Source organism: Variovorax sp. YR266 (assembly GCF_900107295.1).
Taxonomy (GTDB): Bacteria; Pseudomonadota; Gammaproteobacteria; order Burkholderiales; family Burkholderiaceae_C; genus Variovorax.
The window spans coordinates 208,718-234,184 of the sequence record NZ_FNPM01000002.1 but is presented as its reverse complement, the minus strand read 5'-3'; the positions used below and the strand labels follow the sequence as shown (position 1 = coordinate 234,184).

Genomic DNA, 25,467 nt, shown 5'->3' with positions numbered 1-25,467 from the left:
GGCGCCGGGTGCGCGAGGACCATCCTTGCACCGGGGAACGTCTCCGCCGAAGGAACCATCATGAAAATCCTGCTTGCCGTCGATGGCAGCGACTACACGAATCGCATGCTGTCCTACCTGACCACGCACAAGGAATGGGCGAATGCGGACCACGTCTTCACCGTCTTCCATGCGGTGCTGCCTGTGCCGCATCGAGCCGCGGCCTTCGCAGGGCCGGACATCGTGCACGGGTACTACGAAGACGATGCGCGGGTGGTGCTCGAGCCCGTGCGCGCTTTACTGGCCAGGAACGGCATTGAAGCCCGCTTTGAGCACCGCATCGGTCATCCCGCCGAAGAGATAGCTTCGTTCGCGCAGAAGGGGCAGTTCGACCTCGTGATGATGGGTTCGCGGGGCCATGGCACCTTGACCAACCTGGTACTGGGGTCGGTTGCCACCAAGGTACTGGCTGCGTGCACGGTGCCGGTCTTGCTGGTGCGTTGAATGAGTGCCGCAACCCTGGCACGGGGCGTGATCGTGGCCGCCTTCGGTGCATTCGCGCTGGCGGGCGGAACGAGCGCTTGGTCGCAGACGCGATCGACGTGCCTTGAGCGCACGTCGTCGGGATTGCAAGGCTCTGATTTCGTGGCGGCCGCAGCGCGTCAGTCGCCTGCGGTGGTGAGCGTGACAGTCGCCGGCACGGGCAACGACTGGGTTGCCAACAGCGATCAGCGCGCGCCGGCTCAATGGGGCCGCGGCGTTGAGCGCGGTTTCGCATCGGGGTTCATCTTCCGCCGCGACGGCTACATCCTGACCAGTGCGCACGCGGTGACCGGTGCCCAGGCGATCTCCATCGTCACCGAGGACCAGCGCCGCTTCGATGCCGAAGTGATTGGCATCGACCGCCGCACCGACGTGGCGCTGCTGCGGGTCGCGGCGTCCGATTTGCCGGTCGTCACCGTGGGCCGCAGCAGCGAGCTCTGCCCGGGCGAATGGGTCGCCGCGATGGGCGCTCCCTTCGGCTTCGAGCGCAGCGTGACCGCCGGCGTGGTGAGCGCCAATCCGCGTTACGTGCCAGGTGGGAGCGGGGTGCCGCTGATCCAGACCGACGTCGTGCTCAACCCGGGCAACTCGGGCGGGCCGTTGTTCGACGAACGGGGCAGGGTGGTCGGCATGAACTCGATGGCCTACTCGCCCGGCGGTGGGTACTCCGGCATGTCGTTCAGCCTGCCGATCGACACGGCGATGCACATTGCGGACGAGCTTCGTATCACCGGGCGGGTGATGCGGGGGCATATCGGTGCCCGCATCCAGCCCCTGACCGTCGAACTCGCGCCGGCCTTCGGGCTCGATACCGCATTGGGAGCGCTGGTGGTGCGCGTCGACCCGGACAGCCCCGCCGAGCAGGCGGGGCTTCGCAGCGGCGACGTCGTGCTGGCGGTCGATGGCGCTGCCGCAATGCCCTATGCCGACATACAGGATCGTGTAGCTGGAGCCCGCAAGGGCAGCCTGCTCGCACTGAAAGTCTGGCGCCACAGGACGCCGTTGACGATGCAGGTAGGCGTGGCAGAAATCCCACCGGACCTCGCGCCTCGGCTGGCCGCGCGTGCCTTGCCGCAAGAGACGCGCTTCGGGCTCGAACTCTCGGAGCGAAAGGGTGTGCTGGGCATCAGCCTTCTGGATCCCGGCCTCTTTGTGCAATCGGCCTCGGGTTCGGCCCAGCGGGCGGGGTTGCGCTACGGCGACATGCTGATCGCGGTCAACGACGTGCAAGTGGCCGGCCTGGCGGATTTCGATGCAGCGATCCAGTCCATCAAAGAGAGCGACACGGTCGCTTTGCTGGTCATGCGCGGCTCGACCCGCAGCTATGTGCCGATTCTTCCGCGCGGTCCGCAACGTGCCCCTGTGGCGCGAGGCGCGGGCGATGCCACCGCGCGGACGCCGTGAGATTGATCCTGCGCAAGGTCGCGCGCGGCCGCTCGCCCAAGAATGGCCGCAGGCAATGCCAATCACCCATAACGAGGTCGTCCCATGAACAACATCACATTGAGCGGAACCCTGCAAACCCTGGGGTTCTGCATCGCCACGCTCCTGGCCACGGGTGTTCTCGTGCTTGCGGGTCTGAGCGAGCGCAACTCTGCGTCGGGCAACCTGATTTCCGTCTCCAACACAACGAAAGACTCACGATGAACTCCAGCCGCCGCACCTTCATGCTCACGCTTGCCGCGACGGGCGCTGCCATTTCCGCCCCCAGCTCGTTCGCGCAGGCCCGGCTTGAAGAAAAGGATCCGCAGGCTGCGGCTCTGGGCTACGTCGCCGATTCGTCGAAGGCCGACGCGAAGAAATTTCCCAAGCACGACAACGCCCAGTTATGCAGCGGTTGCGCGCTCTGGCAATCCAAGCCGACGGACGCGCAAGGTAACTGTGCGTTGTTTGCTGGAAAACAGGTCAGTGCCAAAGGCTGGTGCAGCGCTTGGGCCAAGAAGGCCTAGCAGCGCAACTTGAGTGTTGCTGTCGAAGGGTACCTTCGCTTCCGTGTCGAGCGCGTCCGCGCACACGGCATGGACCGGCCGCGCGAGGCGACGGCCGGACACACGGGAAAGTAGGGCTACCTCAGCAAATGAAGACGCTCAAGAACTTTGGCAGCTGTAGCTGTCCGCCGAATTCACGTCGCCGCTGCCCTTGTATTTCGGAAAGGTCGGGTACTTGCACAAGGGGCGCGCAAGTACCGGAGCTTTGGTCGTCGAATCCAGCTTCGTCGCCACGATGTTTTGCGTGGAGGGCTTTGTGCCACCCTCTCGCCACTTCGCGACTGCGTCCACAAGGTCGACGGTGTCAGGACCGACACCGCCGGCGCAATGCTGAACGCCCGGCTGGAGGAAGAACTCCATCGAGGCATCCCGCGTGGATGCGCCGCCGACCGTGGTCGCTACATCGTTGAAATACTTGATCGAGCCCTTGTAGCTGATCGCCCAGTCGTTCGTTCCATGGGCAAGGATCATCTTGCCGCCCTGCCCGAAGAAGGAGCGAAGGTCCGGCGTCGCATCGAGCGTGGTGGCCGCGAGCCGCAGTCCCGCGGAGTAGAACTCCGGATCGAAGCCAAGCACGTTGAAGGCCGGATCGCCCGTGACCCAGTACTTGACGAGGCCGCTCCCGAACTGGAACTGGAGGCCGGTTCCGCCGATGGCGGAGCCTGTCACCCACAGGGGCCAGCCCTGGTCTTCGCCGCCAGGTCCCCAGCCGGGGTAGACGGTTGTCCCGTCCTTACGCTTGAGCTCGGAGTAGATCGTGTTGGCAGTCGCGATCTGTGGATCAGTCAGGCATGTGTCGGCATCGCCTGCCGTGCAGCGCAACACCGCCGGGTTGAACGTGCAGGCTTCCTGGTTGCTCACGATGCCATCGGCAATACCATCCAGTGCGTCGCACTGGGCGGTGATGGTCTTCCCGATAAGCGAGACCTTCGCATCGCTGAGTTGCCCGCCCGGCGCGGCGAGCGCCTTTCCGTTCGCGACGAAGGCCTGGAACAGTTCGGTAAAAGAGTAGGCCGGCGCACGTACGACGATGCCGTCGAAGTCGTTCGGGAAGCGCGTGGCCTGGATCAATGCCTCCCTGCCGCCATTGGAGCAGCCCTCGAAATAGCTGAACGCGGCATCCGAGCCATAGCGCTTGCGAACGATCTCCTTGGTGACCTCATTGACCGAATGGATCGAGAGATAGCCGAAGTCCGCCTGAGCCGTGGGATTGTTCAGGAAGGCCGAAGCGTCCAAGGCGTCTCCCTGGCGCCCGCCATCCGAGGCCACGAGTACGTAGCCGGCAGTTGCACCGCTTGGCGAGACGGGCGTGATGTTGATGCTGCCGTCCCAACCGCCGCCGCCGGCATACAGGAGCTTGTTGTTCCACACAGTGGGGAGATGCACTTCGAAGTTGAGCGTGCCGTGCAGGATGCCCGTGACCTTGCAGTACTCCGCGGCTCCTGCTGCCGCCGGGACGAGCGTCGCCTCTTTGAGCGCTGCACCGGCAAGCGAAGCGCCGGCGAAGATCGAGCACTTCTCCTGCGCCGTCGCAACCGGTGTCGGCGGCGGTGTTTGCGTTGGCGCCGGTGTCGGGAACAGCACCGGCCAGTTGCCTGCGCCGTCACCTCCGCCGCCGCAGGCGGTCAGCAGGATGGGAATGCTCAGCAGCGCGTAGCCTGCCATCGAGAGAGGGTTTCTCATGATTTGTCTCCTGTTCGTACTGCCACATAAACTCAGACGACTCAGGCCGTCGCCTGCGCAGCGCATGCTAGGCACTAAGGCCGAGGAAGAAAGTCTTTCCGATGACAAATCACGCGCAGACCATTTCGATGTTGCGAGCGGCTGCTTGGGCTGGCGGACTGACGCGCGACCAACTTCAGCGCGTCGAACTGGAAACGCAGGACCGCTTCTATTCGGCTGGTGAGATCGTCTGCCACAAATCAAGCGCGGCGACGCACTGGATCGGAATCGTCGAAGGGATGGTCAAAGTGGACGTCCTGTCGGCGGACGGCCGAAGCACCACATTGACCGGGGTCACCAATGGCGGTTGGCTCGGGGAAGGTTCCGTTCTCAAGGGGGAGTTGCGTCCCTATGGCGTTGTCGCGCTGCGCGACACCCGCATTGCGTTGATGCCGAGCCAGACCTTTCACTACTTGGTCGCCAACAGCTTGAGCTTTTGCCATTTCATGATCGATCAGCTCAACGCAAGGCTCGGCCAGTTCATTGCGCTGGCCGAGAGCTATCGGATGCACGACATCAGTTCGCGTGTGGCGGGCTGCCTAGCTGAACTCTTCAATCCTCAACTCAACCCCCAGACCCATCCAGTCCTGCATATTTCGCAGGAGGAGATTGGCCGGTTGGCCGGAATTTCCCGCCAGGTCGCCCATCGTGCCCTGCACGAGTTGGAGGAAGCGGGCCTGCTTCACATCCGCTACGGAAGCATCGACGTCTTGAATGTCGATGGCTTGCGGGTGTACGCGCGCGAGCACTCGGAGTAAGGGCCTCGTGCCATTCGACGGCAGCGTAAGACCTCGTGCCTTCGGGTCAGGATGTCATCGAGCCGGAGGCATCAGAAGCATTCCAGGTAGCGCAGTGCGGCGAGGAGTTGCCACGCTTTCTTTCGAGTTCACCAAGTCGAGCTACCTCGACTTCGAGCATGCGAATGCGCGATTCCAAGTCCGCTACATAGGACTCGTCCATACCTTCAAGCGCCAGTATCAATTTCCGCCAGAAGCCTGGCGCAGGTTTTTCCGTAGCACCGCGGTCATCACTCATTTTGATTCCCCCAGTTCAAGTGCTTGCAAAGGGTCGTACACGGACGGCACCTATCGGGTTGCAACCGCGTCGGTTCCGCTTGGTTGCCAGCCACCCCCCAATGCCTTGAAGGCGGTGACCGCGGCGCGCGCCGATTCGGTTTGCGCTTGTGCTCGCGCGTCGGAAGCGCGCAGCAGGTTCTCGTCTGCCTGAAGCACTTCGATCAGGCTGACAACGCCTTTCTGGTAGGCCGCGAATGAAGCGCCTCGCGCTCGGTCGAGCGAGTCCACGCCCTGAGCAAGCACGCTGGCTTGTTCCTCGCGCTTGACCAGGGCCGAGAAGGCGTTTTCCACATCTTCAGTAGCGCGCAGCACGGCCAGCCGATACGCGGCTAGCAATTCGGCATCCTGACCTTTGGCGAGATCGATCTGCGCGTTGATGCGGCCAAAGTCGAACAGGCGCCAGCGCAGGCCCAGCACGCCAGCGGCCTGGCTTGCGCCGCTGGTGAACAGGTTGCCGCCGGACACCGATGTCGCGCTGCCGATCAGGCCGCTCAGGGAAAGCTTGGGGTAGTACTCGGCAATGGCGACGCCGATGCGTGCGTTCGATGCGGCGAGGCGGCGCTCGGCCGCGATCAGATCGGGCCGCCGCCTGAGCAAGTCGCCCGGCGTTCCCGCGTCCGTGATCTGCGGGGCGACCGGGATGGCACCCAAGTTGGCCAGTTCCGCCCGGTGCGTGCCCGGGGGCGAGCCCAGCATCACATCCAGCGCATTCATGGCCGCGTCCAGCCCCGCCTCGAGGACTGGAACGGAGGCTCGAACCTGGGCCAGCGCGCCTTCGGCCTGCCGCACCTGAAGTTCGGCCGTCAACCCCTTGCCGTACAGAAGATTGACCTTGGACAGCAACTCTTGCTGCGTGAGCACCTGCCGGCGCGCCACGTCGAGCCGAGTCTGCAGTCCGCGGATGCTGATGTAGATGTCGGCGGTCTGCGCCGCCACGGTCAACCTTGTTGCGGCCGCGCCTGCTTCCGAAGCCTGGTACTCGGCAAGTGCCGCTTCGCGTCCACGGCGCAGGCCGCCGAAAACATCCACTTCCCAGCTTGCACCGAGATTCGCTTCGTAGGCATTGCCGTAGCGGTCGAAGCCGGGCCTCGAGTTCAAGACTTGTCCCAGCGGCGTTTCAACGGACTGATAAGCCCGGGCAGCTTGTCCACTGATGCTTCCCGAAGGCAGCAAGGCAGCATTCGCCGCCCCCAGTCCCGCACGCGCTTGAGCGACGCGCGCGGACGCCTGCACAAGATCGAGGTTCTGCGCCAGTGCAAGCGTGACGAACCGAGCCAGTTGCGGGTCGCCGAAACCTGTCCACCATGCGAGTCGGTCGACGCTGGTTGAGGCAGGTCGTGCATCGACGGCCGCCTGGCCGAGGTACTGCTGCGGCAGCGGCGTATCGGGCCGGACATAGTTGGGGCCGACCGCGCAACCTGCGACGAGGCTGGCAGCGAAGAGCGGGACAAAAACGCGCTGGAGCATGGAATTCTTCCGGAAAGAGGGCGGGAAAGAGGCGTCGAATTGATGTGACTATAATTCAATATGGTCACTCGTTGTTGATTTCCCCTGCTCGCTGTAAGCTGTCGGCCATGAGCAATGCAACTCTTTCTCCGGCTGTGGCGCGCGGCCCTGCCGACCACGATGTGCGGGACCAGATCGTTGCCGCGGCGACCGAGCACTTCAGCCGGTATGGCTACGAGAAGACGACCGTCTCCGACCTCGCCAAGGCCATCGGGTTTTCCAAGGCCTACATCTACAAGTTCTTCGAGTCCAAGCAGGCGATCGGCGAAATGATCTGCGCGAACTGCCTGCGCGAGATCGAAGCCGAGGTCCGGGCAGCCGTCGACGGCGCCGATCGCCCCCCTGAGAAGCTGCGTCGGATGTTCAAGTCGGTGGTCGAAGCAAGCCTTCGGCTGTTCTCCGAGGATCGCAAGCTCTACGAAATCGCGATCTCGGCGGCCACCGAGCGGTGGCAGGCGGTAGTCGTCTATGAAGAGCGCATTCGGCAACTGCTCCAGGACATCCTGCGCGAAGGGCGGGAAATGGGCGAGTTCGAGCGCAAGACGCCGCTGGACGAGGCGGTGGGGGCCATCCACCTTGTCATGCGCCCCTACATCAATCCGCTTCTCCTGCAGCACAGCTTCGACCATACGGCCGAAGCGCCGGCGCAACTGTCTGGCCTAGTGCTGCGCAGCCTTTCGCCATGAGGCAAGGATCGATGTGACTATTGACTAAATTGGTCACTGGTATCAAAATGCGGGTCCTGATCACTTCGTCACCGGGACTCTCATGCTTTGGCGCCGCCTTGCTACCTCTGCAGTCATCTGCGCACTGCCGTTCGCGCTGGTCGCTTGCGGCGAAAAATCGCCGTCCGATCCGCGCACTCAAGCGCCGCAGGTGCGCACCGCCACCGTCCAGGGGGCCGGTGCCACATCGCGCGCCTTCACCGGCACCGTAGCCGCCCGGGTCCAGAGTGACCTGGGATTCCGGATTTCCGGCAAGGTGCTGGAGCGGCTTGTGGACGCGGGGCAGGCCGTCAAGCGCGGTCAGTTGCTCATGCGCATCGACCCTGCCGACCTGAAGCTCGCGGCCCATGCGCAGCTGGAGGCGGTCGTCGCCGCGCGGGCGCGCTCGCAGCAGACGGCGGAGGATGAAGCCCGCTACCGCGATCTGCGCGGCACTGGTGCGATCTCGGCATCGGCCTACGACCAGATCAAGGCGGCCGCGGACGCCGCCAAAGCCCAGCTCAGCGCGGCCGAGGCCCAGGCCGACGTGGCCCGCAACGCGAGCCGCTATGCCGAGCTTGTGGCAGACGGCGATGGCGTCGTCATGGAAACGCTGGCCGAACCCGGCCAGGTCGTGAGCGCTGGGCAGGCCGTGGTGCGCGTGGCCCGCGCCGGTCCGCGCGAAGCCGTTGTCCAGCTGCCGGAGACCCTGCGCCCGGCGGTCGGATCCGGCGGGCAGGCCACGCTTTTCGGCAAAGAGGGTGTGACGGTGCCGACCACGCTGCGGCAGCTCTCGGAGGCCGCGGATCGGCAGACCCGCACCTTCGAGGCGCGCTATGTGCTCAAGGGCGACCTTGCCAACGCGCCGCTGGGCGCCACGGTCACCATCCGGATTCCGGACGGGCTTTCTTCTGCGCAAGGTGGCTTGCAGGTGCCGATCGGCGCCCTGTTCGATGCTGGCAAGGGGCCAGGCGTGTGGGTCATCGGCGGCGAGCCGGCCAAGGTCAACTGGCGGCCGGTCGTGGTCGAGCACCTGGAAGACGACGGCGCACGCATCGTCGCCGGCCAACTCAAGCAAGGCGACCGCATCGTCGCGCTCGGCGCCCACCTGTTGCACGAGGGCGAGCAGGTGCGGGTGGCGGGCCAGGCTGCTGCTGACGGAGTCCGCCCGTGAGCGAGGGCCGATTCAACCTGTCGGCGCTCGCGGTCCGCGAGCGCTCCATCACTCTGTTCCTGATTTTCCTGATCTCGCTGGCGGGTCTTGTTTCGTTCTTCAAGCTGGGCCGGGCGGAAGACCCCGCCTTCACCGTCAAGGTGATGACCATCATCACCGCCTGGCCTGGCGCCACCGCGCAAGAGATGCAGGACCAGGTCACCGAGAAGATCGAGAAGCGCCTGCAGGAGCTGCGCTACTACGACCGCTCCGAAACCTACACCAGGCCCGGCCTGGCCTTCACGACCCTGACCCTGCTCGACAGCACGCCACCCTCGCAGGTCCAGGAACAGTTCTACCAGGCCCGCAAGAAAGTCGGCGACGAGGCGGGCAACCTACCGGCCGGTGTGATCGGGCCGATGATCAACGACGAATACGCGGACGTCACTTTTGCGCTGTACGCGCTCAAGGCCAAGGGCGAGGCGCAGCGCCTGCTGGTGCGCGACGCGGAGACGCTGCGCCAGCGCCTCCTGCATGTGGCGGGCGTGAAGAAGGTCAACATCGCCGGCGAGCAATCCGAACGCATCTATGTCGAGTTCTCGCACGAGCGCCTGGCTACCTTGGGTATCGGTCCGCAGGACGTGTTCGGCGCGCTCAATGGCCAGAATGCCCTGACGCCGGCGGGCTCTGTCGAAACCAAGGGGCCCCAGGTGTTCATCCGCCTGGACGGCTCCTTCGACGAGCTGCAGAAGATCCGCGATACGCCGGTCGTGGCACAGGGCCGCACCCTGAAGCTGTCCGACATCGCCACCGTCAAGCGTGGCTATGAAGACCCTGCGACCTTCATGATCCGCAACGGCGGCGAGCCAGCCCTGCTGCTGGGCGTTGTCATGCGCGAAGGCTGGAACGGGCTCGACCTGGGCAAGGCGCTGGATCACGAAGTCAGCGCCATCAACGCCGAGCAGCCGCTGGGCATGAGCCTGGGCAAGGTCACGGACCAGGCCGTCAACATCAGCGCCTCGGTCGACGAATTCATGGTCAAGTTCTTCGCCGCGCTGCTGGTGGTCATGCTCGTGAGCTTCCTGAGCATGGGCTGGCGTGCGGGCCTCGTGGTCGCTGCCGCCGTGCCGCTGACATTGGCGATCGTCTTCGTGGTGATGGCCGCGACCGGCAAGAACTTCGACCGCATCACGCTCGGGTCGCTGATCCTGGGATTGGGCCTCCTGGTGGACGACGCGATCATCGCGATCGAGATGATGGTGGTGAAGATGGAGGAGGGCTACAGCCGCGTCGCCGCCTCCGCCTATGCCTGGAGCCACACCGCGGCGCCGATGCTCTCGGGCACGCTGGTCACGGCTGTGGGCTTCATGCCCAACGGCTTCGCGCCATCGACCGCGGGCGAATACACCAGCAACATGTTCTGGATCGTCGGCATTGCGCTGATCGCGTCCTGGGTCGTCGCTGTGGTCTTCACACCCTACCTCGGCGTCAAGCTGCTGCCCGACTTCAAGAAGGTCGAGGGCGGCCATGCCGCGATCTACGACACGCCGCGCTACAACCGTCTGCGTCAGGTGTTGGCGCGCGTGATCGCGCGCAAGTGGCTGGTCGCCGGTGCGGTGGTCGGCCTTTTCGTGGCGGCCATTCTTGGCATGGGACTGGTCAAGAAGCAGTTCTTCCCGATCTCCGATCGCCCCGAGGTGCTGGTCGAGGTGCAGATGCCCTATGGCACATCGATCACGCAGACCAGCGACGCGGCGGCGAAGGTGGAGGCGTGGCTGGCCACGCAGAAGGAAGCCCATATCGTCACGGCCTACATCGGGCAGGGCGCGCCGCGCTTCTACTTTGCGATGGGGCCGGAGCTGCCCGATCCGTCGTTCGCCAAGATCGTGGTCCGCACCGCCAGCCAGGAAGAGCGTGATGCCTTGAAGCACCGGCTGCGCCAGGCGATCGCCGACGGTCTTGCCTCCGAGGCGCGCGTGCGCGTCACCCAGCTCGTGTTCGGCCCGTATTCGCCGTTCCCCGTCGCCTACCGGGTCACGGGTCCGGACCCCGACAAGCTGCGCAATATTGCGGCCGAGGTGCAGCAGGTCATGGATGCGAGTCCGATGATGCGCACGGTCAACACCGACTGGGGCACGCGCACGCCCACGCTGCACTTCACCTTGCACCAGGACCGGTTGCAGGCCGTGGGGCTGACCTCCGCCGCGGTGGCGCAGCAGCTGCAGTTCTTCCTGAGTGGCGTGCCTGTCACCGCCGTGCGCGAGGACATTCGCACGGTGCAGGTCGTGGCCCGCTCGGCTGGCGCCATCCGCCTCGACCCGGCGCGAATTGCGGACTTCACGCTGTCCGGCGCCAACGGGCAACGCATCCCGCTGTCGCAGGTGGGCGAGGTCGACGTACGCATGGAAGAACCGGTCATGCGCCGGCGCGACCGCATGCCGACGATCACCGTGCATGGCGACATCGCCGATGGCCTGCAGCCGCCGGACGTATCGACGGCCATCACCCATCAGCTTCAGCCCCTCGTGGACAAGCTGCCGCCCGGCTATCGCATCGATCAGGCCGGCTCCATCGAGGAGTCGGAAAAGGCAACCAAGGCCATGCTGCCGTTGTTCCCGATCATGCTGGCGATCACGCTGCTCATCATCATCTTCCAGGTGCGCTCCATCTCGGCGATGGTCATGGTCTTCCTGACGAGTCCGCTGGGCCTGATCGGCGTGGTGCCGATGCTGATTCTTTTCCGGGCACCATTCGGCATCAATGCGCTCGTCGGACTTGTCGCGTTGTCGGGCATCCTGATGCGCAACACGCTGATCCTGATCGGGCAGATTCACCACAATGAGCAGGAGGGGCTGGACCCGTTCCATGCGGTGGTCGAAGCCACCGTGCAGCGTGCGCGACCGGTGATCCTGACGGCGCTGGCGGCGATCCTGGCCTTCATTCCGTTGACCCACTCGGTGTTCTGGGGAGCGCTCGCCTACACGCTGATCGGCGGCACCTTGGCGGGGACGGTTCTGACCTTGGTGTTCTTGCCGGCCATGTACTCTATTTGGTTCAGGATCAGGCCGGGCAGCGGCAACGCGGCGACGCACTGACGGCGCGTTTCATCACTCATTCCGATCGAAGGAAAACACTATGTCGGTTTCATCGGTTGTTGTTGTGACCGGCGCGTCATCGGGCATCGGACGCGTCGCTGCGGAAATCTTTGCCGCGCGAGGCTGCCGGGTCTTCGGCACAGCGCGCGACCTGCGCAAGGTGCCCGCGCTGCCCGATGTCGAGTTCGTCGAGATGGATGTCCGGGAAGAGGAATCGGTGCAGGCCGGCATCGAATCCATCATTGCCAGGGCCCTGCGCATCGATGTGCTGGTCAATAACGCGGGAATGATGATGATCGGCGCAGTCGAGGAGACCGCGACGGCAGAGGCCGCGGCGCTGTTCGACACCAACGTCTTGGGCATGCTTCGCACCACGCGCGCCGTGCTCCCGTACATGCGCAAGCAGCATCGCGGGCGAATCGTCAATGTCAGTTCGGTGTTCGGTGTACTGCCGGCACCGTACATGGGAATGTATGCGGCCACCAAGCATGCAGTCGAAGGGCTGTCGGAGTCGCTGGACCACGAGGTGCGACAGTTCGGCATTCGCGCGACGCTGGTGCAGCCGGCGTTCACCCGGACCAACCTTGACGCCAACGCGCCCCGTGCGAACGCGCCGATCGGGGACTACGACCGCGAACGCGACCTGGTCGAGCGTTCTGTGACCGACAGCGTCGGCAGCGCGCCCGGGCCGCAGAGCGTGGCAAATACCATCGTTGAGGCGGCACTCGGTCCCTGGCGCATGCGTTGCACGCCACCGGGGCAGGCGTCCATCCTGACGAAACTGCGCCGCTTCATGCCCGCAGGGCTCGTCGATGCGAGCCTCAGAAAAAAACTCGGCCTCACCTGAAGAGTTCGTCTTGCGGTTCGTAAAGCCGGGAGAAGCCCTTGGATAGCCTGGATCTCTTGAGAACCTTCAGCGAAGTTGCAGGCTCCGGCAGCTTCTCCCGCGCCGCGAGTCAGCTGAAGCTGTCCAGAGGAACCGTCAGCAAGTACATCGCGACGCTGGAAAGCCGCTTCGGTGTTCGTTTGCTGAACCGCACCAGCCACGCTGTAAGTCTGACGGACGCCGGGGTATTGCTGCTCGAAAGAAGCAAACCCATGCTGGAACTGGTGGAAGAAACTCAAGCAGAACTCCAGGATCGGGCGTTGACTCCCCGCGGACGCCTGCGCATTTCCGCGCCGCATGGCATAGACCAGACGCAGCTTCCAGCGCTTATCAATACCTTTCTGGGCCACTATCCGGAAGTCAGCATCAACCTGGTCCTCACCAACCGGATCGTAGATCTGGCGGAGGACGGCATTGACATCGCACTGCGGTTTGCGCCGACGGCCAACGAGAATCTCATTGTTCGAAAATTGATTGCGATGGACCTGAGCGTTTGTGCTGCGCCGATGTATTGGGCAGCGCACGGCATGCCGGCTCACCCCAATGATCTCGCCAGCCACAACGCGCTGGTCAGCACACATCTGAACCCTCAACCGAAGTGGCGTTTCGAGGTTGACGGTGCTCCATTGGAAGTCCCCGTGAGCGGACGCCTGAATGCAACCGAGGCGGCGCCGCTGATCCAGGCCGCGTTATTGGGAGCAGGGGTTCTCTACTTGCCTACGGCCATGCTGGCGCCTTACATCGAAAGCGGACGGCTGGTGCCGGCGTTGTCGAAGTTCGTTCGCAGCGACATGTGGCTGTCGGCTGTTTACTTGCAGAGGCGACACAGTACGGCGGTACAGCGTGCCTTCCTGAACTTTCTTGAGGACCGGATCAAACCTCTCAAGCCTGCACGCGGTGCTTGAGCCAGAACGGTCGACTTGCTCGACCTCCTAGGCGAAGAGGGATGAGGTTTCCGCTTTGAAGACGCGGCGTTGCTACGTACTCGTACTTCGACGGTAATAACGCACCAGAAAATTGCGTTCTCTGGCCGACAACTTTCAGATCGATGAAAGTTTGAGCCGAGAAAGTACCAGCCGACAATTTTCAAGGACCGATATGAAGAAGATTCAAATTGCTCAGGGCGCTTTTCTTGCGCTTCTTTTCGCTTCGACCGCCCAGGCAGAGATCTACGATGGCGTACTCCAAAGCTCCAGCGTTCGTTCTCGGGCGGACGTCGACGCAGAGGCCGCAGCCGTGGCGAAAAAGGAAGACCCCTATCGGGATTCCGCATCGAGTGGAGTCGCTGCTCCACTCGGGTACTCGAAGTCCCGGGATGCCGTCCATGCCGAAGCAGTCAAGGAGGCGCATTCGGCAAATCAGAACCTCACTGGAAAGGCCTACTACAGAGACGCTATTCCGTCCCAGTACCTGAATCAGCCGCAGCAGGTTAACGCTGCGAAGTAGAAGCCCCGGACCTGTTGATGCCAGAATTCGATGCGCAGGGCGTTCATCTTGAGTGGTACAGGGGGCGGAGTTGACGGGCCAAGCCGAGACGCTTGTGCAAGTCTGTAGAGTCGCAACTCACGCCGCAACAGCTAGCTGCCCGTCAGGCGATCGTTCTCCGCGAATATCCGGCATGACTGCCCCGTCTTCTGGCGACAGTAGGAAAGGGCGGAGTTTCGTGCCTTGTCCGGGGAGTGGGCGTCCTGAGCCCAGTAGACACGCCCGCCTTCTGCCGACATCGCCATGGCCTTTTCATTGGGGACACCGTGGAAATAGAGCATCGCCTGTTGGCGCGATTCCGGCGGCAAGCCATCGAGAAACGCCGTCAGGTCCACGCGATCTCCCGCGGGGAGACGGTTGCTTCGAAGAAACCTGTCTATTTCCGGCCGCGTCAGCGCGCTGGCTTGCCAGCGAAAGAGCGTATGCCCGTCCTTCTCAAACGGCGGGAGCAGAACAGAGTCGGCAATGCCGCCGCCTGAGCGATAGGCGACAAGCATGCGTTCCATAAGCTTCGGGCCGAAGAACGGATCGTTTTCCGCGTATAGCCACAGCGTTGGTACCCGCGACGTTTTCCCGAACCCGTTCATGGTGCGGACGAGGTCCGCATCGAAGAGATCGCAGCCCGAGGCGCGCACACCAGGAGTGGCATTGTGGTGGTAGACGCCGCCCGATATGTTCACCACGGCCGTCAACGGATGATCCGCGCGGGCCGCCAGGTCCAGCATGGAGGCGCCGCCGATCGAAAAGCCGACACCCAGCGTCGTCGCCGGGTCGACGTCCGGTCGGCTGTGCAGTGCATTCAGCACCTGGCCCAGGTCGTCGGCATGCGCATCGAAGTAATGCGCAACGTCAGGCGCCTTGCAAGTGCCGGCCTCGTCCTGAACGGCGCCTGTCGAGTCGCCATAGCCGCGCCAGACCACCGACGCGGCCAACCAGCCGCGGTGCGCAAAATCATGGGCAAGATGGGACAACCAATCGGCATGCATGTCCGAAGGTTCGAGTTTTCCGTTGGAGCCGTTCACGATGAGCGCAACCGGAAATTTCCCGTCGCCGACAGGTCGAACCACGAACGCCTCGAGCAGCTCGACCTTGTCGGGCGCAACACGGACAGGCAGCATGAGCCGCTCTTCACGCACTTCGGTTTCAGCAAGGCATTGGGAAGCGAAGAGGGCGATCCCGCAGCCGATCGTCAGCAGACGCGCAGTTCTGTGCAGCAATTCAAGTAGTTTCATGAGAGGCGCGTGGCTTGTATCCAATCGAAGATGTGGTCGTGCGGCTGCCAACCTTTGCAGGCCTGCAGTTCCCGCACGATGCCGCGTTTATGGCAGCGCTCCATGACCTTCGCCTGACCACACGTGCCTGCAAGCACATACGCGTGCGGAGGATGCGCAAGCGAAGTCTCGGGGCGCTATCTGAACCTTCTGCCCACTGCCTTGAAGAACATGCGGCGTTCCGCAGGCCGCGCAGGCTGATTCGATGGTTTCAGGGAGGATGCTTTCGTCTTCTTCTCTTGCTTGGCCCGTTACCGAAGGACGTGTTCTGGCACATGCGGAGCGCCCTCGACGATGTAGACGCGCGACTTCGCCGATTTGAAGCGAATGGGCCGGATCGCCCGATACGCTGGCGAGTCGTACCAGGCCTGTGCCTGCTCGAGGCTGGGGAAGGCAATCATGACGATGCGTTTGCCAGGCTCGCCTTCGAGTGAGTTGACCTGCCCGCCCCGCACGAAGTAGTAGCCGCCGAAGGGCTTGAAGGTCGAGTCCACTTGCGCGCTGTAGGGCTTGATGCCCTCCGGATCCGTGACCTCGAATTCCGAGACATAGTAGGCCGGTGCCTTGGTGGCAGAAGCCTGCGTGTGCACGGCATCCGCTGCGCAGCCGCTCAGGACGACGGCGGCAAGAGCGGCAATCTGCAGGCTCTTGATATGGGTGAACGAGATCATGGATGCAAGCGTGGTGTGGTGAATTCAGCGTGAGGGAAGGCCGAGGGCGATGGGCTGCGCCTCCATGAGCTTGCGCGAAACGATCATGGACTTGGTGGTCTCGACGTACTTCTTGAAATGCGGCGAGTCGATATGCAATCGATACGCCGCGTCATCCGCGTAGATCTCGAAGAAGCGCAATTGAGCGGGCTGCGCCTTCAGTGCAACGGCATAGATTGCCAGCACGCCCGGCTCGATGCGGATCGACGTGTCGATTTCTTCCGTCACGGCATCCTTGTAGGCCTGGAGCTGGGCTGGATCGATCGTGAGTTCCGCCACGCGCACGAGCGGCTGGCCGCTCAGGCTTGCCTTGGCTCCAAGACGCACGGGTACGACTTCATGCAGTTCACGGCGCAGCATCATGGCGTCGGTCTCCGCGCGAAATTTCTGGAAGTGGGGCGTCTGCACGTGAGCCCTGTAGGCCTGCGCGTCGACATACATCTCCAACACGCGGACGCGAGCTGGATTGTCTTTCTCCGCCGCGGCGTGGAAGGCGAGGACTCCCGGCTCCAGCATGCTGGCCTCGGCGTTTTCGCGCGCGGCCTTGCGAAAGTCGTCGAGTCGGGTCTTGTCGACATCGAGTTCTGCAAATCGCACGAGCGGTGTCGAGGCCGGTTGGGCGAGCGCTGTCTCGCTCAGCGCCAGCGGCAACAGCGACGTGCCGAAGAGTGCGAGCTTCCAGAAATGCCTGGGCGCGCGAATGGTCGGAAATGGCATGCGTCATTCTTGGCGCAAACACGACAGCCTCGATAGACAGATCCGCGCAAGTTCTTGCCTGATCCGACCGTCTCCGCAGGTAATGGACAAGCGACCGGCAAGTACGCCCTACCATGCGCCATTTCAGCCTTGGAGAAAGAGAAGTGAAGCAAGAGCGGCCCAGTTCCGGCGTACAGCCGGATACGTTCGAGGCCCTGCGAGCCGCGCTGGCACAGCGCATCGCCCGCTGGACGGACGGCACCGAGCAATTCGACACCGCCGTTCCGGGATTGACGCTCTATCGTCACGACGAGCCGACAGAGCCGATGAACTGCATGGTGGGCCCCAGCATTGCGCTGACCGTGCAGGGCGCCAAGCGCGCGCTGCTGGGCGAGCATGCCTACAGCTATCACAGTGGCCGCTTCCTCCTCGCCGCGCTCAACTTGCCGGTGGTGTTGCAGGCAGTGGAGGCGCACCCAGACCGGCCATACCTGAGCCTGGTGCTGACGCTGGATGCACGCAGCATCGCGGAGCTCGTCCTGCAGGCCGAACCGCCGGCGCTGGAGGGACAGGCGAGCTTGCTGCCGGGCCTGGTTCTGGGCGAAACGACGGAGAAATTCCTCGAACTCTTCTTGCGGCTCGTCGACCTGCTGGACGATCCGGCGGCCGTTCCGGTGCTTGCGCCAATGATGTGCAAGGAGATCTTCTATCGCTTGTTGATGAGCGAGCAGGGCGCGCGGCTGTGGCAGATGGCGTCGGCAGGAAGCCACAACCAGCGCATCGCGCGTGCCATCGAATGGTTGAAGCTGAATTTCGCGCAGCCGCTGCGCGTAGAGACGCTTGCGGCCGACGTGCAGATGAGTCCATCGCGTTTCCGTCGGCATTTCCGTGCCCTGACGGCCATGAGCCCGCTGCAGTTCCAGAAGTGGCTGCGCCTGAACGAAGCGCGCAGGCTGATGCTGTCCGAAGGCATCGATGCTTCGAGCGCATCGTTCCAGGTCGGGTATCAGAGCCCGTCGCAGTTCAGCCGCGAATACGGTCGTCTGTTCGGCGCGCCGCCGCGGCGCGATGTCCAGGATCTGCGGCAGAAAACCAGTGCCGACGCGGCTCGCTAGCTGCGCCCGGCCCATCGCCGGTTCTGGCGTCATTCAGGAACTGGTGGCGATCACCGGCGCCCCCTCGCGGGTCTTGTCGATCGCGGACCTGTCTGCACCTCAATACGGCGCAAAGACATCGTTCGAGCCGACGGACTCGACCAAGGCACGATCGGTTGATTGCGAAACAAGCAGGAGTGGGGGAGTGCTCCTGCTTGCGCCTCGCTACCCGACCTCGCCCTGCACACCCAATACCTTGGGCAGCTGTTCCACCAGCGCATCCACCGCCAGCCGCAGGCGCAGCGGCATGTGCGGCGCAGCGGGCCAGAGGGCGTAGCAATCCATCGCGGCGCCGGGCTGGTCGTCCAGCACGCTGACCAGCGCCCCTGTGCGCAGGCGTTCCCTCACCAGCCATTCGGGCAACCACGCGAGACCGAGGCCGGCCGTCGCTGCGTCTGCTATGGCCTCCAGGTCGTCGAGCTGCAGGCGTGAGCTGAGCGGCATCTCCGTGATGCGTCCCGTCGCATCGGGCAACTGCCACGTGTTGATGCGGTCGGCACGCCGGTAAATGAGGATGCTGTGCGAGGCCAGTTCGCCCGTGTTCTGCGGTCGTCCGTGTGCAGCCAGGTAGGTCGGCGAGGCGCACACGCGCTTGCGCTGCACCACCAGCTTGCGTGCGCGCAGGCCTTCGCTTTCGTGGCCGAGGAAGCCGCTGCGAACGGCGAGATCGAAGCCTTCGGCCAGCACATCGACAGGCCGGTCGCTGAAGCTCAGGAGCAATTCGAGCGATGGATGCTCGCGTGCGAGTTCGAGCAGGATCGGCGCGATGCAATGGCGGCCGAACAAGACCGGCATGGAGACGCGCAAACGGCCCGCCACCTGGTGCCGGCCGGACTCCATCTGCGCCTCGGCAGCCTGCAGCTCCGCGAGCGCGCGCAGGCAGTGTTCGTAGTAGATCTGGCCGTCCTCGGTGAGGCTTTGCACGCGCGTCGTGCGATGAAACAAGCGCACGTCCAGGCGCGCCTCCAGGCGCGCGATCGCCTTGCCCACGGCCGAGCGGGTGAGGCTCAGGTGCTCGGCTGCGCGGGTGAAGCCGCCGAGGCGCACGACGTCCACGAACAAGGTCACGCCGTCGAGCCGCTCCTGGCGTTCCGGCGGCGCCTTTGCCAAATACATTGGGGAATTCAGATCATCGGGCATGGGAATGCGCTTCTACATTGGATAGTATTTTTCTACTTAGTATGCCTGCCGAAAGCTCCTGTGGGAATGCAGGGCAACAAGGATCGGTTTGAGAGCACGCGCCACGAAAAGACTGGTGCCAAAACCTGGCACCAGCGCTGCCTAGACTGAAATTTCTCAGGCAACACAAGGAAATATCGTGACTCAAGCCAATGGCGCCGCAGCGGAAATTGCGCGCGCGGTGATCCCGGACTGCACTGAATCGTTCGCGAGGAGCAGCCGGCCATGAAACGCATTCAGTACGGCATGTACGGCGGTCCGGAGTTGATGCGGCTCGACGAGTTCGAGTTGGCGACGCCCGGCCAGGGACAGGTGGCCGTGAAGGTCAAGTTCGCAGCCATCAACCCCATCGACTGGAAGCTGCGCAACGGCCAGATGAAGATCGTGACGGGCAGGGCGTTTCCTCGTGCCATGGGGTTCGACTTCTCCGGCACTGTCATCTCCGTCGGACCTGGCGTGACGCGCTTTGCGCCTGGCGATGCTGTCTTCGGGCTTGCGCGCTTCAAGGAAAGCGGCGCGTTGGGAGAAGCCGTGATCGCGAACGAGACCGCCTTGGCGGTAAAGCCCGGCAACGTCTCCTTCGAAGATGCGGCTTGCCTTGGAACCCCCGGCGTCACGGCGTGGAACGGGCTGGTCGACAAGGCGAAGCTGACAGCCGGCCAGCATGTCTTCATCAACGGCTGCACCGGGGCGGTTGGCGAAGCGGCTGTCCAGATTGCGCGATTGCACGGGGCCATTGTCTCGGGCAGCTGCAGCGCCGGAGCAATGGAACGGGCGCGGGCCCTCGGTCTGCAGAACGTCTTCGACTATCGGACAACGGACCTGTCCAAGCTGCACGAGCGTTTCGACGTCGTCTACGACACGGCCGCCACGATGACGACCGCCCAAGGCTTGGGCCTGCTGCGCGAGGACGGCGTGTTCCTGGACCTCGATCCCACGCCGGGCAAGTTCATCCGTTCGGTCTTCAACCGGCGGCTCAAACCGATCGTCTGCACGCCGCGGCCCGACATTCTCGACAGCCTCGCCCGTGCCGCGGGGGAGGGCAGGTTCCGGATGCCGATCGCCGAGATCGTTCCCCTGAACGAGGCGATCGGCCTCGTCACCGCGCTCGAAGCGGGCCGCAAGCTCGGCGGCAAGGGCCTCGTGGCGATGGCCTGACATGTCGCGAAGCCACCGCCTGTTCGATCTCATGCAGGTGCTTCGCCGGCATCGCGGAACCGTGTCCGGCGAAGTGCTGGCGCGCGAGACGGGCGTGTCGCTGCGGACCATCCGCCGCGACATCGCCACGCTGCAATCCATCGGGGCGCACATCGAGGGCGAGGCCGGCGTCGGCTACATCCTTCGGCCCGATTTTTTGCTGCCGCCGCTGTCTTTCACGGAAGAAGAGGTCCAGGCGCTCGTGGTCGGTGCGCAATGGGTCAGCCGCCACGCCGACGAAGCGCTGGCGCTTGCCGTGCAGAACGCGCTCGCAAAAATCAATGGTGTGCTCCCGGCCGAGATGAGAGCGGAGTTGGACGACAACGCGCTCTACATCTTTCGCAAGAGAAAAGAAGCCTCGGTCTTCGATCTGGCGCAGGTACGGCGGGCCATGCGCGAGCAGCGAAAGATGCACATCGGGTACGCGGACGACAGCGGGGCCATTTCGCAGCGGACCATCTGGCCGATCATGCTCGGCTTCGTCGAATCGCAGCGGCTGATTGCCGCGTGGTGCGAGTCGAGCGGCGACTTCTGCCGTATTCGCACAGACCGCATCGTGACGGTCGATTTTCTGGACGAACGCTACCCGCATGCGCGCCGGCAGCTTGTCAAGGAATGGCGAGACGGGCTTCCTTGCAACCAGCCCGACAGCGCCTAGCGCGGTCCACGGCCGCGTTCGACGAGTCCATTGGTGAATTCGAACTTTCTCGCAGGGGAATGCTTTTCTACATTGGATAGTATTTTTCTACCTTAGCATCACATTTTCTCTAAAACAGAGAATTCTGGGCGACAAAGCGAGCTTTGCAACTCGATCGCCCTGGACCTTCCTCTCACCCTACAGCGTAGGAAATCTTGAAATGGAAAAGACCCCAATGCTGATTTCGATCGTCCATGACAGCGGCTGGGGCCACACAGCCAGGCAGGCCCAGAGCGTCGCCGAAGGCGCGCGAGAGGTGGCCGGCGCGCAGGTGCAGTTGATCGCCGTTTCCGAAGGCGCCATCCCCTGGGACGTGCTCGAGGCGAGCGACGCCATCGTCTTTGGTTCGCCCACCTACAACGGCTCGCCGAGCGCGCGCTTCAAGCAGTTCTGCGAGGCCTCCACCAAGCCCGTCTGGAACGACATGAAGTGGCGCAACAAGGTGGCCGCCGGCTTCACGAATTCGGGTGCGCAAAACGGCGACAAGCTGCACTCGCTGATCTCGATGGCGCTGTTTGCGGCGCAGCACGGCATGTTGTGGGTAGGTCTGGACTTGAAGCCGGGCAACGACAGCAGCCGCGGCAGCGTGCATGACCTCAATCGCCTGGGCAGTTGGCTCGGCGCCATGGCGCAGTCCAACGGCGACCAGGGACCGGACGACGCCCCCATCACGAGCGACCTGGAAACCGCCGCCCACCTGGGCAGGCGTGTGGCTAAGACCGTTCGCCGACTTCAACCCGCTTGATGCGTTTTCACCAAGGAGCCTTTTCATGAAATTTCTTTGCCTCGACATCCCCGCGCCCGGCGCCACCCTGGAAAAGTACCAGCCGCACATGCAGGACGAAGCCCGCCACGCCTGGCAGCTCTACAAGGGCGGCGTCGTGCGCGACATCTACTTCCGTCAGGACCGCCCCGGCGTGGCCATCATTGCCGAGTGCGAATCGGCCGATGCCGCGCTGAAAGCGCTGCGCGAATTTCCGCTCGCCAAGGCCGGTCTTCTCGATTGGGACGTCATCCCGCTGGGGCCCTTCCTGAACTGGGAATCGCTCTTTGCGCCAGGCAACGCCTGAGGCGCCGAACACAGGAACGTACGACCATGACCAAGCAAGCTTCCGAACTCAAGCCCATCCTCTTCGTCGTCAGCAGCAACGCCGTGAAGGGCGCAACGGGCATTCCCACCGGCTACAACCTGGCCGAAGTCACCCATCCGCTGGAAAAGCTGCAGGCAGCCGGCATCCAGGTGGAGTTCGCCTCCATCCTCGGTGGCGATGCCCCGCTGGATGGGCTGGAGGACATGAAAGACCCGGTCATCGCCCGCTACTGGGCCGATGCCGATTTCCGCCACGCCATCTCCCACACGCTGCGCATCGACGACGTGGACCCCTCGCGCTACTCGGCCATCTTCTTTGCGGGCGGCCACGGCACGATGTGGGACTTCCCCGACAACGCGGCCGCGCAGAAGGCCATCCGCGAGATCGATGCGGCCGGCGGCATCGTCTCGGCCGTGTGCCACGGCCCGGCGGCCCTGATCAACGCGCGCCGTGCCGATGGCAGCCTGCTGGTGGCGGGCAAGCGGGTGGCGGCCTTTACCAACGGCGAGGAAGAGGAGGTGGAGTCCACGCACGTCGTGCCCTTCCTGCTCGCGTCCACGCTCAACGAACGCGGCGCGCAGCATCAGAACGCAGCCAACTGGGCCGACAACGTGGTCGTCGACGGACGGCTCATCACCGGCCAGAACCCGCAGTCCGCGGCGAGCCTGGGCATCGCGCTGCGCGACGCCCTGTTGGCATGACCCCGCTGAAGCTTTCAAGGGGATAGCGTGAAACTGATCTGTGTCGAAGAGCACGTGCTCGACCGTGCCATCGGCGGGGCCACCCAGGCGCTGGTGCGCGCCGAGGCGCCTTACTTTGCCGACTGGGGCAGCCGCGTGGTGGATGGCCAGAACGTGGCCGATCCGAGCCGCCCACATGTCATTGCGCCCAGCGAGTCCGCTCGCAAGGCGCTGGAGATGGGGGCTGCGCGCCTGGCCGACATGGATGCCGCCGGCATCGACATGCAGGTGCTCTCCTATGGCGGGTTCCCGCAATTGCTGCCCGCCGCAGAGGCCATCGAGCTGAACCGTGCGGCCAACGACAAGCTGGCCGAAACGGCGCAAGCGCATCCCGCGCGCTTCGCGGGTTTTGCCACGTTGCCCTGGCAAGCGCCCGAGGCGGCTGCGCGCGAACTGGAGCGGGCGGTGAAAGAGCTCGGACTCAAGGGCGCGCTCATCAACGGCCGCCCCGGAGACACGTTCCTGGATGATGTGCGTTACGAGCCGATCCTTGCGGCCTTCAGCGAATTGAGGGTGCCGCTGTACGTGCACCCCGGCCTGCCTCTGCCCGCCGTGCAGGCGCCGTACTATGGCGGCCTCGAGCGCGAGCTCAGCGCGCGCCTGGCCATGTTCGCCTGGGGCTGGCACAACGAATCGGGCGTCCAGGTGGTGCGCATGCTGCTGGCGGGTGCCTTCGACCGGCACCCCGGGCTGCAGGTCATCAGCGGCCACTGGGGCGAGATGGTGCCGTTCTTCCTGCAGCGGCTGGAAGACTCCATCCCGCAGGAAGCCTCGGGCCTCAGGCGTCCCATCGTGCAGACCTACCGCGAGCATGTGTACGTCTCGCCCAGCGGCATGCTCACGCTGCCGCACTTCCAGTTCATCCATGCGCTGATGGGCGCCGAGCGCATTCTTTATTCCATTGACTACCCGTATCAAAGCCTGGACGGCGCGCGAGCCTTCATCGAGCGCCTGCCGGTGAGCGACACGGACAAGGCCCTCATTGCCCACGGCAATGCCGAGCGTCTCCTGGGCCTGTGACCCAACTTCAAGTGAGAAAAACATGACCCAAGGAATCGAAAACAAGGTGGTCGTCATCACCGGCGGCAGCAGCGGCCTGGGCGCGGAAACGGCACGCCATCTCGTATGGGCCGGCGCCAAGGTTGTCTTGGGCGCACGGCGGCTCGATCGCCTGCAGGCCCTGGCAGAAGAACTCGGCCTCGGTGCCGAGAGCGTCGTGCAGACTGACGTCGCGCACCTCGATCAGGTCCAGGCGCTGGTCGCCCGTGCCATCGAATCCCACGGCCGGATCGACGTGATGCTCAACAACGCCGGGGTCATGCCGCTCTCGCCGCTGGAGATGCTGCGCGTGGACGAGTGGAGCCAGACCATCGACGTGAACATCAAGGGCGTGCTTCATGGCATCGCTGCGGCACTGCCTCCCATGAAGACGCAAAAGAGTGGGCAGATCATCAACGTCTCGTCGGTGGCTGGCCACATCGTGAGTGCGGGGGGCGTGGTCTACAGCGCGAGCAAGTTCGCCGTGCGCGCGATTTCCGAAGGGTTGCGCAAGGAGGTGAAGCCCTACAACATCCGCTCCACCATCCTCTCGCCGGGCGCGGTGGACACGGAACTGCCCGCCTCCACCAAGGAAGAAGGCATGACGCAGGCCATGCAGGCGTTCTACGAGCGCAATGCGATTCCCGCGAGCAGCTTTGCGCGCTGCGTGCTCTTCGCCATGAGCCAGCCTGAAGACGTCGACATCAACGAAATCCTGTTCCGACCGACACGGCAGGAGTTCTGAACTGGTGCCAGAAACTGGCACGAGCGCATGTCCAAATCAAGCTTCCTCATCGACACCAGGAGTTGGTGCCGAAGGGAAACATGTGTGACGAAGCGACGTTCCTTGAGGCATGGGCCGCCGATGCCGCCTTCATGAAGAGCCAGCCGGGCTTTATCTCGACACAGCTTCACCGCGCGCTGGGAGACAGCCCAACTTATCTCAACTATGCCGTCTTCGAATCTGCGGCGGCATGGCGCACGGCCTTCAAGCACCCCGGCTTCCGGGAGAAGGCCAAGGCACATCCGGCGTCGATGGTCGCCCGGCCTCATCTCTTTCAGAAGGTCGCTGTGCCGAACCTGTGCACCGCGTAACTGAAAAACGATGCCGTTCAAGCCGAGGCGTCCTCCACTTCAAAGAGAAATAAATGATCAATAAAAGATATGCGTTGTTGCTGTCGTTCCCGCTTGTCCTGCTCGGGACGGGTTGCTCGAACATCCCTAAAAGCGGCATGCCGGAATCGCAGTTTTCCTCGCTCGATTGCCGGGCCATCGCAGACCAGCTGGCGCAAGAGCAGGTGACGCAGGAGCGTGCGGCGCAAGCCAAGAGCAACTCCTGGAAGGTCGTCATACCTTTTGCCATTGCCGCTCGCTACATCGATGCATCGAGCCATATGAACGAATCGGAGCGCAGAGCCACCTTGCTTGCGCAAGAGCGGCAATCAAAGAGCTGCAACCAGGTTTCGGGCTGACGCTGTCGCGCTGAGCGATACAACGCACGTTAAGCGCCGCACCGCGGCAGCCATGGCCGCCGCTATGGCCTCGGGGCTGACGGCT

At 63.9% G+C, this 25,467-nt stretch carries 27 protein-coding genes and 1 pseudogene; 21 read left to right on the top strand and 7 right to left on the bottom strand.

The features are described 5' to 3' along the window. Positions 1–60 precede the first annotated feature (60 nt). From BLW48_RS06645 to BLW48_RS06635, 4 genes are all read left to right on the top strand, one after another. Complete coding sequence (locus tag BLW48_RS06645; protein ID WP_093173564.1) at positions 61–483, top strand: universal stress protein; 423 nt, start codon at positions 61–63, stop codon at positions 481–483. Then, positions 484–1,926, top strand: coding sequence for a trypsin-like peptidase domain-containing protein (locus tag BLW48_RS06640; protein WP_093173562.1), 1,443 nt, complete (start codon positions 484–486; stop codon positions 1,924–1,926). An 84-nt stretch (positions 1,927–2,010) separates the two neighbouring features. After that, a complete protein-coding gene (locus BLW48_RS35350; protein ID WP_177142285.1) occupies positions 2,011–2,169 on the top strand; it encodes a hypothetical protein in 159 nt (52 codons plus the stop codon). Next, positions 2,166–2,471, top strand: a complete 306-nt coding sequence (locus BLW48_RS06635) for a high-potential iron-sulfur protein (protein WP_093074240.1) — start codon at positions 2,166–2,168, stop codon at positions 2,469–2,471. The genes BLW48_RS35350 and BLW48_RS06635 overlap by 4 nt, the downstream gene beginning before the upstream one ends. Before the next feature lie 138 nt (positions 2,472–2,609). Here the strand turns inward: BLW48_RS06635 and BLW48_RS06630 are convergent, their stop codons facing one another. Then, positions 2,610–4,193, bottom strand: coding sequence for a tannase/feruloyl esterase family alpha/beta hydrolase (locus tag BLW48_RS06630; RefSeq protein ID WP_177142284.1), 1,584 nt, complete (start codon positions 4,191–4,193; stop codon positions 2,610–2,612). A 101-nt stretch (positions 4,194–4,294) separates the two neighbouring features. On the opposite strand from BLW48_RS06630, the gene BLW48_RS06625 reads away from it, so the two are divergent. Continuing rightward, entirely contained in the window at positions 4,295–4,990 is a 696-nt protein-coding gene (locus BLW48_RS06625) for a Crp/Fnr family transcriptional regulator (RefSeq protein WP_093074236.1), read from the top strand. Positions 4,991–5,036: 46 nt separating this feature from the next. Here BLW48_RS06625 and BLW48_RS34950 read toward each other — a convergent pair whose 3' ends face one another. Then, positions 5,037–5,267 carry a Med9 domain-containing protein gene (locus BLW48_RS34950; RefSeq protein WP_143047729.1) on the bottom strand — a complete coding sequence of 77 codons (231 nt, stop codon included), beginning with the start codon at positions 5,265–5,267 and terminating at the stop codon, positions 5,037–5,039. Between the two features lie 50 nt (positions 5,268–5,317). Continuing rightward, on the bottom strand, positions 5,318–6,775 hold the full coding sequence (locus BLW48_RS06620) for an efflux transporter outer membrane subunit (RefSeq protein WP_093173558.1): 1,458 nt from the start codon (positions 6,773–6,775) through the stop codon (positions 5,318–5,320). Between the two features lie 107 nt (positions 6,776–6,882). Here BLW48_RS06620 and BLW48_RS06615 point away from each other — a divergent pair, with 107 nt between their 5' ends. The 6 genes from BLW48_RS06615 to BLW48_RS06590 all read left to right on the top strand — a co-directional run bounded on the left by BLW48_RS06615 (position 6,883) and on the right by BLW48_RS06590 (position 14,098). Then, positions 6,883–7,500 carry a TetR/AcrR family transcriptional regulator gene (locus BLW48_RS06615; RefSeq protein ID WP_093074232.1) on the top strand — a complete coding sequence of 206 codons (618 nt, stop codon included), beginning with the start codon at positions 6,883–6,885 and terminating at the stop codon, positions 7,498–7,500. Between the two features lie 82 nt (positions 7,501–7,582). After that, a complete protein-coding gene (locus BLW48_RS06610) occupies positions 7,583–8,692 on the top strand; it encodes an efflux RND transporter periplasmic adaptor subunit (RefSeq protein ID WP_093173556.1) in 1,110 nt (369 codons plus the stop codon). Next, entirely contained in the window at positions 8,689–11,766 is a 3,078-nt protein-coding gene (locus tag BLW48_RS06605) for an efflux RND transporter permease subunit (RefSeq protein ID WP_093173554.1), read from the top strand. Before BLW48_RS06610 ends, BLW48_RS06605 begins: the two co-directional genes overlap by 4 nt. A gap of 40 nt (positions 11,767–11,806) precedes the next feature. Then, the gene (locus BLW48_RS06600; RefSeq protein ID WP_093173552.1) at positions 11,807–12,613 is read left to right on the top strand and encodes an oxidoreductase; all 807 of its coding nucleotides are present in this window, start codon (positions 11,807–11,809) and stop codon (positions 12,611–12,613) included. Between the two features lie 38 nt (positions 12,614–12,651). After that, positions 12,652–13,557 (top strand): LysR family transcriptional regulator, encoded by a 906-nt coding sequence (locus BLW48_RS06595; protein ID WP_093173551.1) that lies wholly within the window; start codon positions 12,652–12,654, stop codon positions 13,555–13,557. A gap of 193 nt (positions 13,558–13,750) precedes the next feature. Beyond that, a complete protein-coding gene (locus BLW48_RS06590; RefSeq protein WP_093173549.1) occupies positions 13,751–14,098 on the top strand; it encodes a hypothetical protein in 348 nt (115 codons plus the stop codon). Positions 14,099–14,229: 131 nt separating this feature from the next. Here BLW48_RS06590 and BLW48_RS06585 read toward each other — a convergent pair whose 3' ends face one another. The 3 genes from BLW48_RS06585 to BLW48_RS06575 form a co-directional block, all read right to left on the bottom strand. After that, the gene (locus BLW48_RS06585; protein WP_093173547.1) at positions 14,230–15,369 is read right to left on the bottom strand and encodes a hypothetical protein; all 1,140 of its coding nucleotides are present in this window, start codon (positions 15,367–15,369) and stop codon (positions 14,230–14,232) included. A 290-nt stretch (positions 15,370–15,659) separates the two neighbouring features. After that, positions 15,660–16,079 (bottom strand): DUF1330 domain-containing protein, encoded by a 420-nt coding sequence (locus BLW48_RS06580; protein ID WP_093173545.1) that lies wholly within the window; start codon positions 16,077–16,079, stop codon positions 15,660–15,662. Between the two features lie 24 nt (positions 16,080–16,103). Continuing rightward, positions 16,104–16,835, bottom strand: a complete 732-nt coding sequence (locus BLW48_RS06575) for a putative quinol monooxygenase (RefSeq protein WP_093173543.1) — start codon at positions 16,833–16,835, stop codon at positions 16,104–16,106. Positions 16,836–16,948: 113 nt separating this feature from the next. Between BLW48_RS06575 and BLW48_RS06570 the strand changes: the two genes are divergently transcribed. Then, entirely contained in the window at positions 16,949–17,929 is a 981-nt protein-coding gene (locus BLW48_RS06570) for an AraC family transcriptional regulator (RefSeq protein ID WP_093173541.1), read from the top strand. A gap of 204 nt (positions 17,930–18,133) precedes the next feature. Here BLW48_RS06570 and BLW48_RS06560 read toward each other — a convergent pair whose 3' ends face one another. Next, positions 18,134–19,084: a LysR family transcriptional regulator gene (locus tag BLW48_RS06560; RefSeq protein ID WP_256330718.1), complete on the bottom strand. Its 951-nt coding sequence runs from the start codon at positions 19,082–19,084 to the stop codon at positions 18,134–18,136. A gap of 288 nt (positions 19,085–19,372) precedes the next feature. Here BLW48_RS06560 and BLW48_RS06555 point away from each other — a divergent pair, with 288 nt between their 5' ends. The 9 genes and pseudogenes from BLW48_RS06555 to BLW48_RS06515 all read left to right on the top strand — a co-directional run bounded on the left by BLW48_RS06555 (position 19,373) and on the right by BLW48_RS06515 (position 25,382). After that, on the top strand, positions 19,373–20,305 hold the full coding sequence (locus BLW48_RS06555) for an NAD(P)-dependent alcohol dehydrogenase (RefSeq protein WP_093173535.1): 933 nt from the start codon (positions 19,373–19,375) through the stop codon (positions 20,303–20,305). 1 nt (position 20,306) lies between these two features. After that, a complete protein-coding gene (locus BLW48_RS06550) occupies positions 20,307–21,002 on the top strand; it encodes a helix-turn-helix transcriptional regulator (RefSeq protein ID WP_093173533.1) in 696 nt (231 codons plus the stop codon). Positions 21,003–21,216: 214 nt separating this feature from the next. After that, on the top strand, positions 21,217–21,786 hold the full coding sequence (locus BLW48_RS06545; protein WP_093173531.1) for a flavodoxin family protein: 570 nt from the start codon (positions 21,217–21,219) through the stop codon (positions 21,784–21,786). 25 nt (positions 21,787–21,811) lie between these two features. Continuing rightward, positions 21,812–22,111: a superoxide dismutase gene (locus BLW48_RS06540; RefSeq protein ID WP_093074202.1), complete on the top strand. Its 300-nt coding sequence runs from the start codon at positions 21,812–21,814 to the stop codon at positions 22,109–22,111. Between the two features lie 26 nt (positions 22,112–22,137). Continuing rightward, positions 22,138–22,833 carry a type 1 glutamine amidotransferase domain-containing protein gene (locus BLW48_RS06535; RefSeq protein WP_093173529.1) on the top strand — a complete coding sequence of 232 codons (696 nt, stop codon included), beginning with the start codon at positions 22,138–22,140 and terminating at the stop codon, positions 22,831–22,833. Positions 22,834–22,860: 27 nt separating this feature from the next. Further along, positions 22,861–23,892, top strand: a complete 1,032-nt coding sequence (locus BLW48_RS06530; protein WP_093173527.1) for an amidohydrolase family protein — start codon at positions 22,861–22,863, stop codon at positions 23,890–23,892. 22 nt (positions 23,893–23,914) lie between these two features. Beyond that, on the top strand, positions 23,915–24,655 hold the full coding sequence (locus tag BLW48_RS06525; RefSeq protein ID WP_093173525.1) for an SDR family oxidoreductase: 741 nt from the start codon (positions 23,915–23,917) through the stop codon (positions 24,653–24,655). Positions 24,656–24,741: 86 nt separating this feature from the next. Further along, positions 24,742–25,005: pseudogene (locus tag BLW48_RS06520) on the top strand (antibiotic biosynthesis monooxygenase); the annotation flags it as partial. 53 nt (positions 25,006–25,058) lie between these two features. Beyond that, positions 25,059–25,382, top strand: coding sequence for a hypothetical protein (locus BLW48_RS06515; protein WP_093173521.1), 324 nt, complete (start codon positions 25,059–25,061; stop codon positions 25,380–25,382). Positions 25,383–25,467: the final 85 nt, after the last annotated feature.

Coding starts and splice junctions, on each gene's coding strand:
- BLW48_RS06625 (WP_093074236.1), top strand. CDS start 4,295: ATGACAAATCACGCGCAGACCATTTCGATGTTGCGAGCGGCTGCTTGG.
- BLW48_RS06515 (WP_093173521.1), top strand. CDS start 25,059: ATGATCAATAAAAGATATGCGTTGTTGCTGTCGTTCCCGCTTGTCCTG.
- BLW48_RS06635 (WP_093074240.1), top strand. CDS start 2,166: ATGAACTCCAGCCGCCGCACCTTCATGCTCACGCTTGCCGCGACGGGC.
- BLW48_RS06620 (WP_093173558.1), bottom strand. CDS start 6,775: ATGCTCCAGCGCGTTTTTGTCCCGCTCTTCGCTGCCAGCCTCGTCGCA.
- BLW48_RS06555 (WP_093173535.1), top strand. CDS start 19,373: ATGAAACGCATTCAGTACGGCATGTACGGCGGTCCGGAGTTGATGCGG.
- BLW48_RS06630 (WP_177142284.1), bottom strand. CDS start 4,193: ATGAGAAACCCTCTCTCGATGGCAGGCTACGCGCTGCTGAGCATTCCC.
- BLW48_RS06550 (WP_093173533.1), top strand. CDS start 20,307: ATGTCGCGAAGCCACCGCCTGTTCGATCTCATGCAGGTGCTTCGCCGG.
- BLW48_RS06600 (WP_093173552.1), top strand. CDS start 11,807: ATGTCGGTTTCATCGGTTGTTGTTGTGACCGGCGCGTCATCGGGCATC.
- BLW48_RS06545 (WP_093173531.1), top strand. CDS start 21,217: ATGCTGATTTCGATCGTCCATGACAGCGGCTGGGGCCACACAGCCAGG.
- BLW48_RS06560 (WP_256330718.1), bottom strand. CDS start 19,084: ATGTATTTGGCAAAGGCGCCGCCGGAACGCCAGGAGCGGCTCGACGGC.
- BLW48_RS06585 (WP_093173547.1), bottom strand. CDS start 15,369: ATGAAACTACTTGAATTGCTGCACAGAACTGCGCGTCTGCTGACGATC.
- BLW48_RS06575 (WP_093173543.1), bottom strand. CDS start 16,835: ATGCCATTTCCGACCATTCGCGCGCCCAGGCATTTCTGGAAGCTCGCA.
- BLW48_RS35350 (WP_177142285.1), top strand. CDS start 2,011: ATGAACAACATCACATTGAGCGGAACCCTGCAAACCCTGGGGTTCTGC.
- BLW48_RS34950 (WP_143047729.1), bottom strand. CDS start 5,267: ATGAGTGATGACCGCGGTGCTACGGAAAAACCTGCGCCAGGCTTCTGG.
- BLW48_RS06590 (WP_093173549.1), top strand. CDS start 13,751: ATGAAGAAGATTCAAATTGCTCAGGGCGCTTTTCTTGCGCTTCTTTTC.
- BLW48_RS06540 (WP_093074202.1), top strand. CDS start 21,812: ATGAAATTTCTTTGCCTCGACATCCCCGCGCCCGGCGCCACCCTGGAA.
- BLW48_RS06580 (WP_093173545.1), bottom strand. CDS start 16,079: ATGATCTCGTTCACCCATATCAAGAGCCTGCAGATTGCCGCTCTTGCC.
- BLW48_RS06615 (WP_093074232.1), top strand. CDS start 6,883: ATGAGCAATGCAACTCTTTCTCCGGCTGTGGCGCGCGGCCCTGCCGAC.
- BLW48_RS06640 (WP_093173562.1), top strand. CDS start 484: ATGAGTGCCGCAACCCTGGCACGGGGCGTGATCGTGGCCGCCTTCGGT.
- BLW48_RS06645 (WP_093173564.1), top strand. CDS start 61: ATGAAAATCCTGCTTGCCGTCGATGGCAGCGACTACACGAATCGCATG.
- BLW48_RS06535 (WP_093173529.1), top strand. CDS start 22,138: ATGACCAAGCAAGCTTCCGAACTCAAGCCCATCCTCTTCGTCGTCAGC.
- BLW48_RS06570 (WP_093173541.1), top strand. CDS start 16,949: ATGCGCCATTTCAGCCTTGGAGAAAGAGAAGTGAAGCAAGAGCGGCCC.
- BLW48_RS06525 (WP_093173525.1), top strand. CDS start 23,915: ATGACCCAAGGAATCGAAAACAAGGTGGTCGTCATCACCGGCGGCAGC.
- BLW48_RS06610 (WP_093173556.1), top strand. CDS start 7,583: ATGCTTTGGCGCCGCCTTGCTACCTCTGCAGTCATCTGCGCACTGCCG.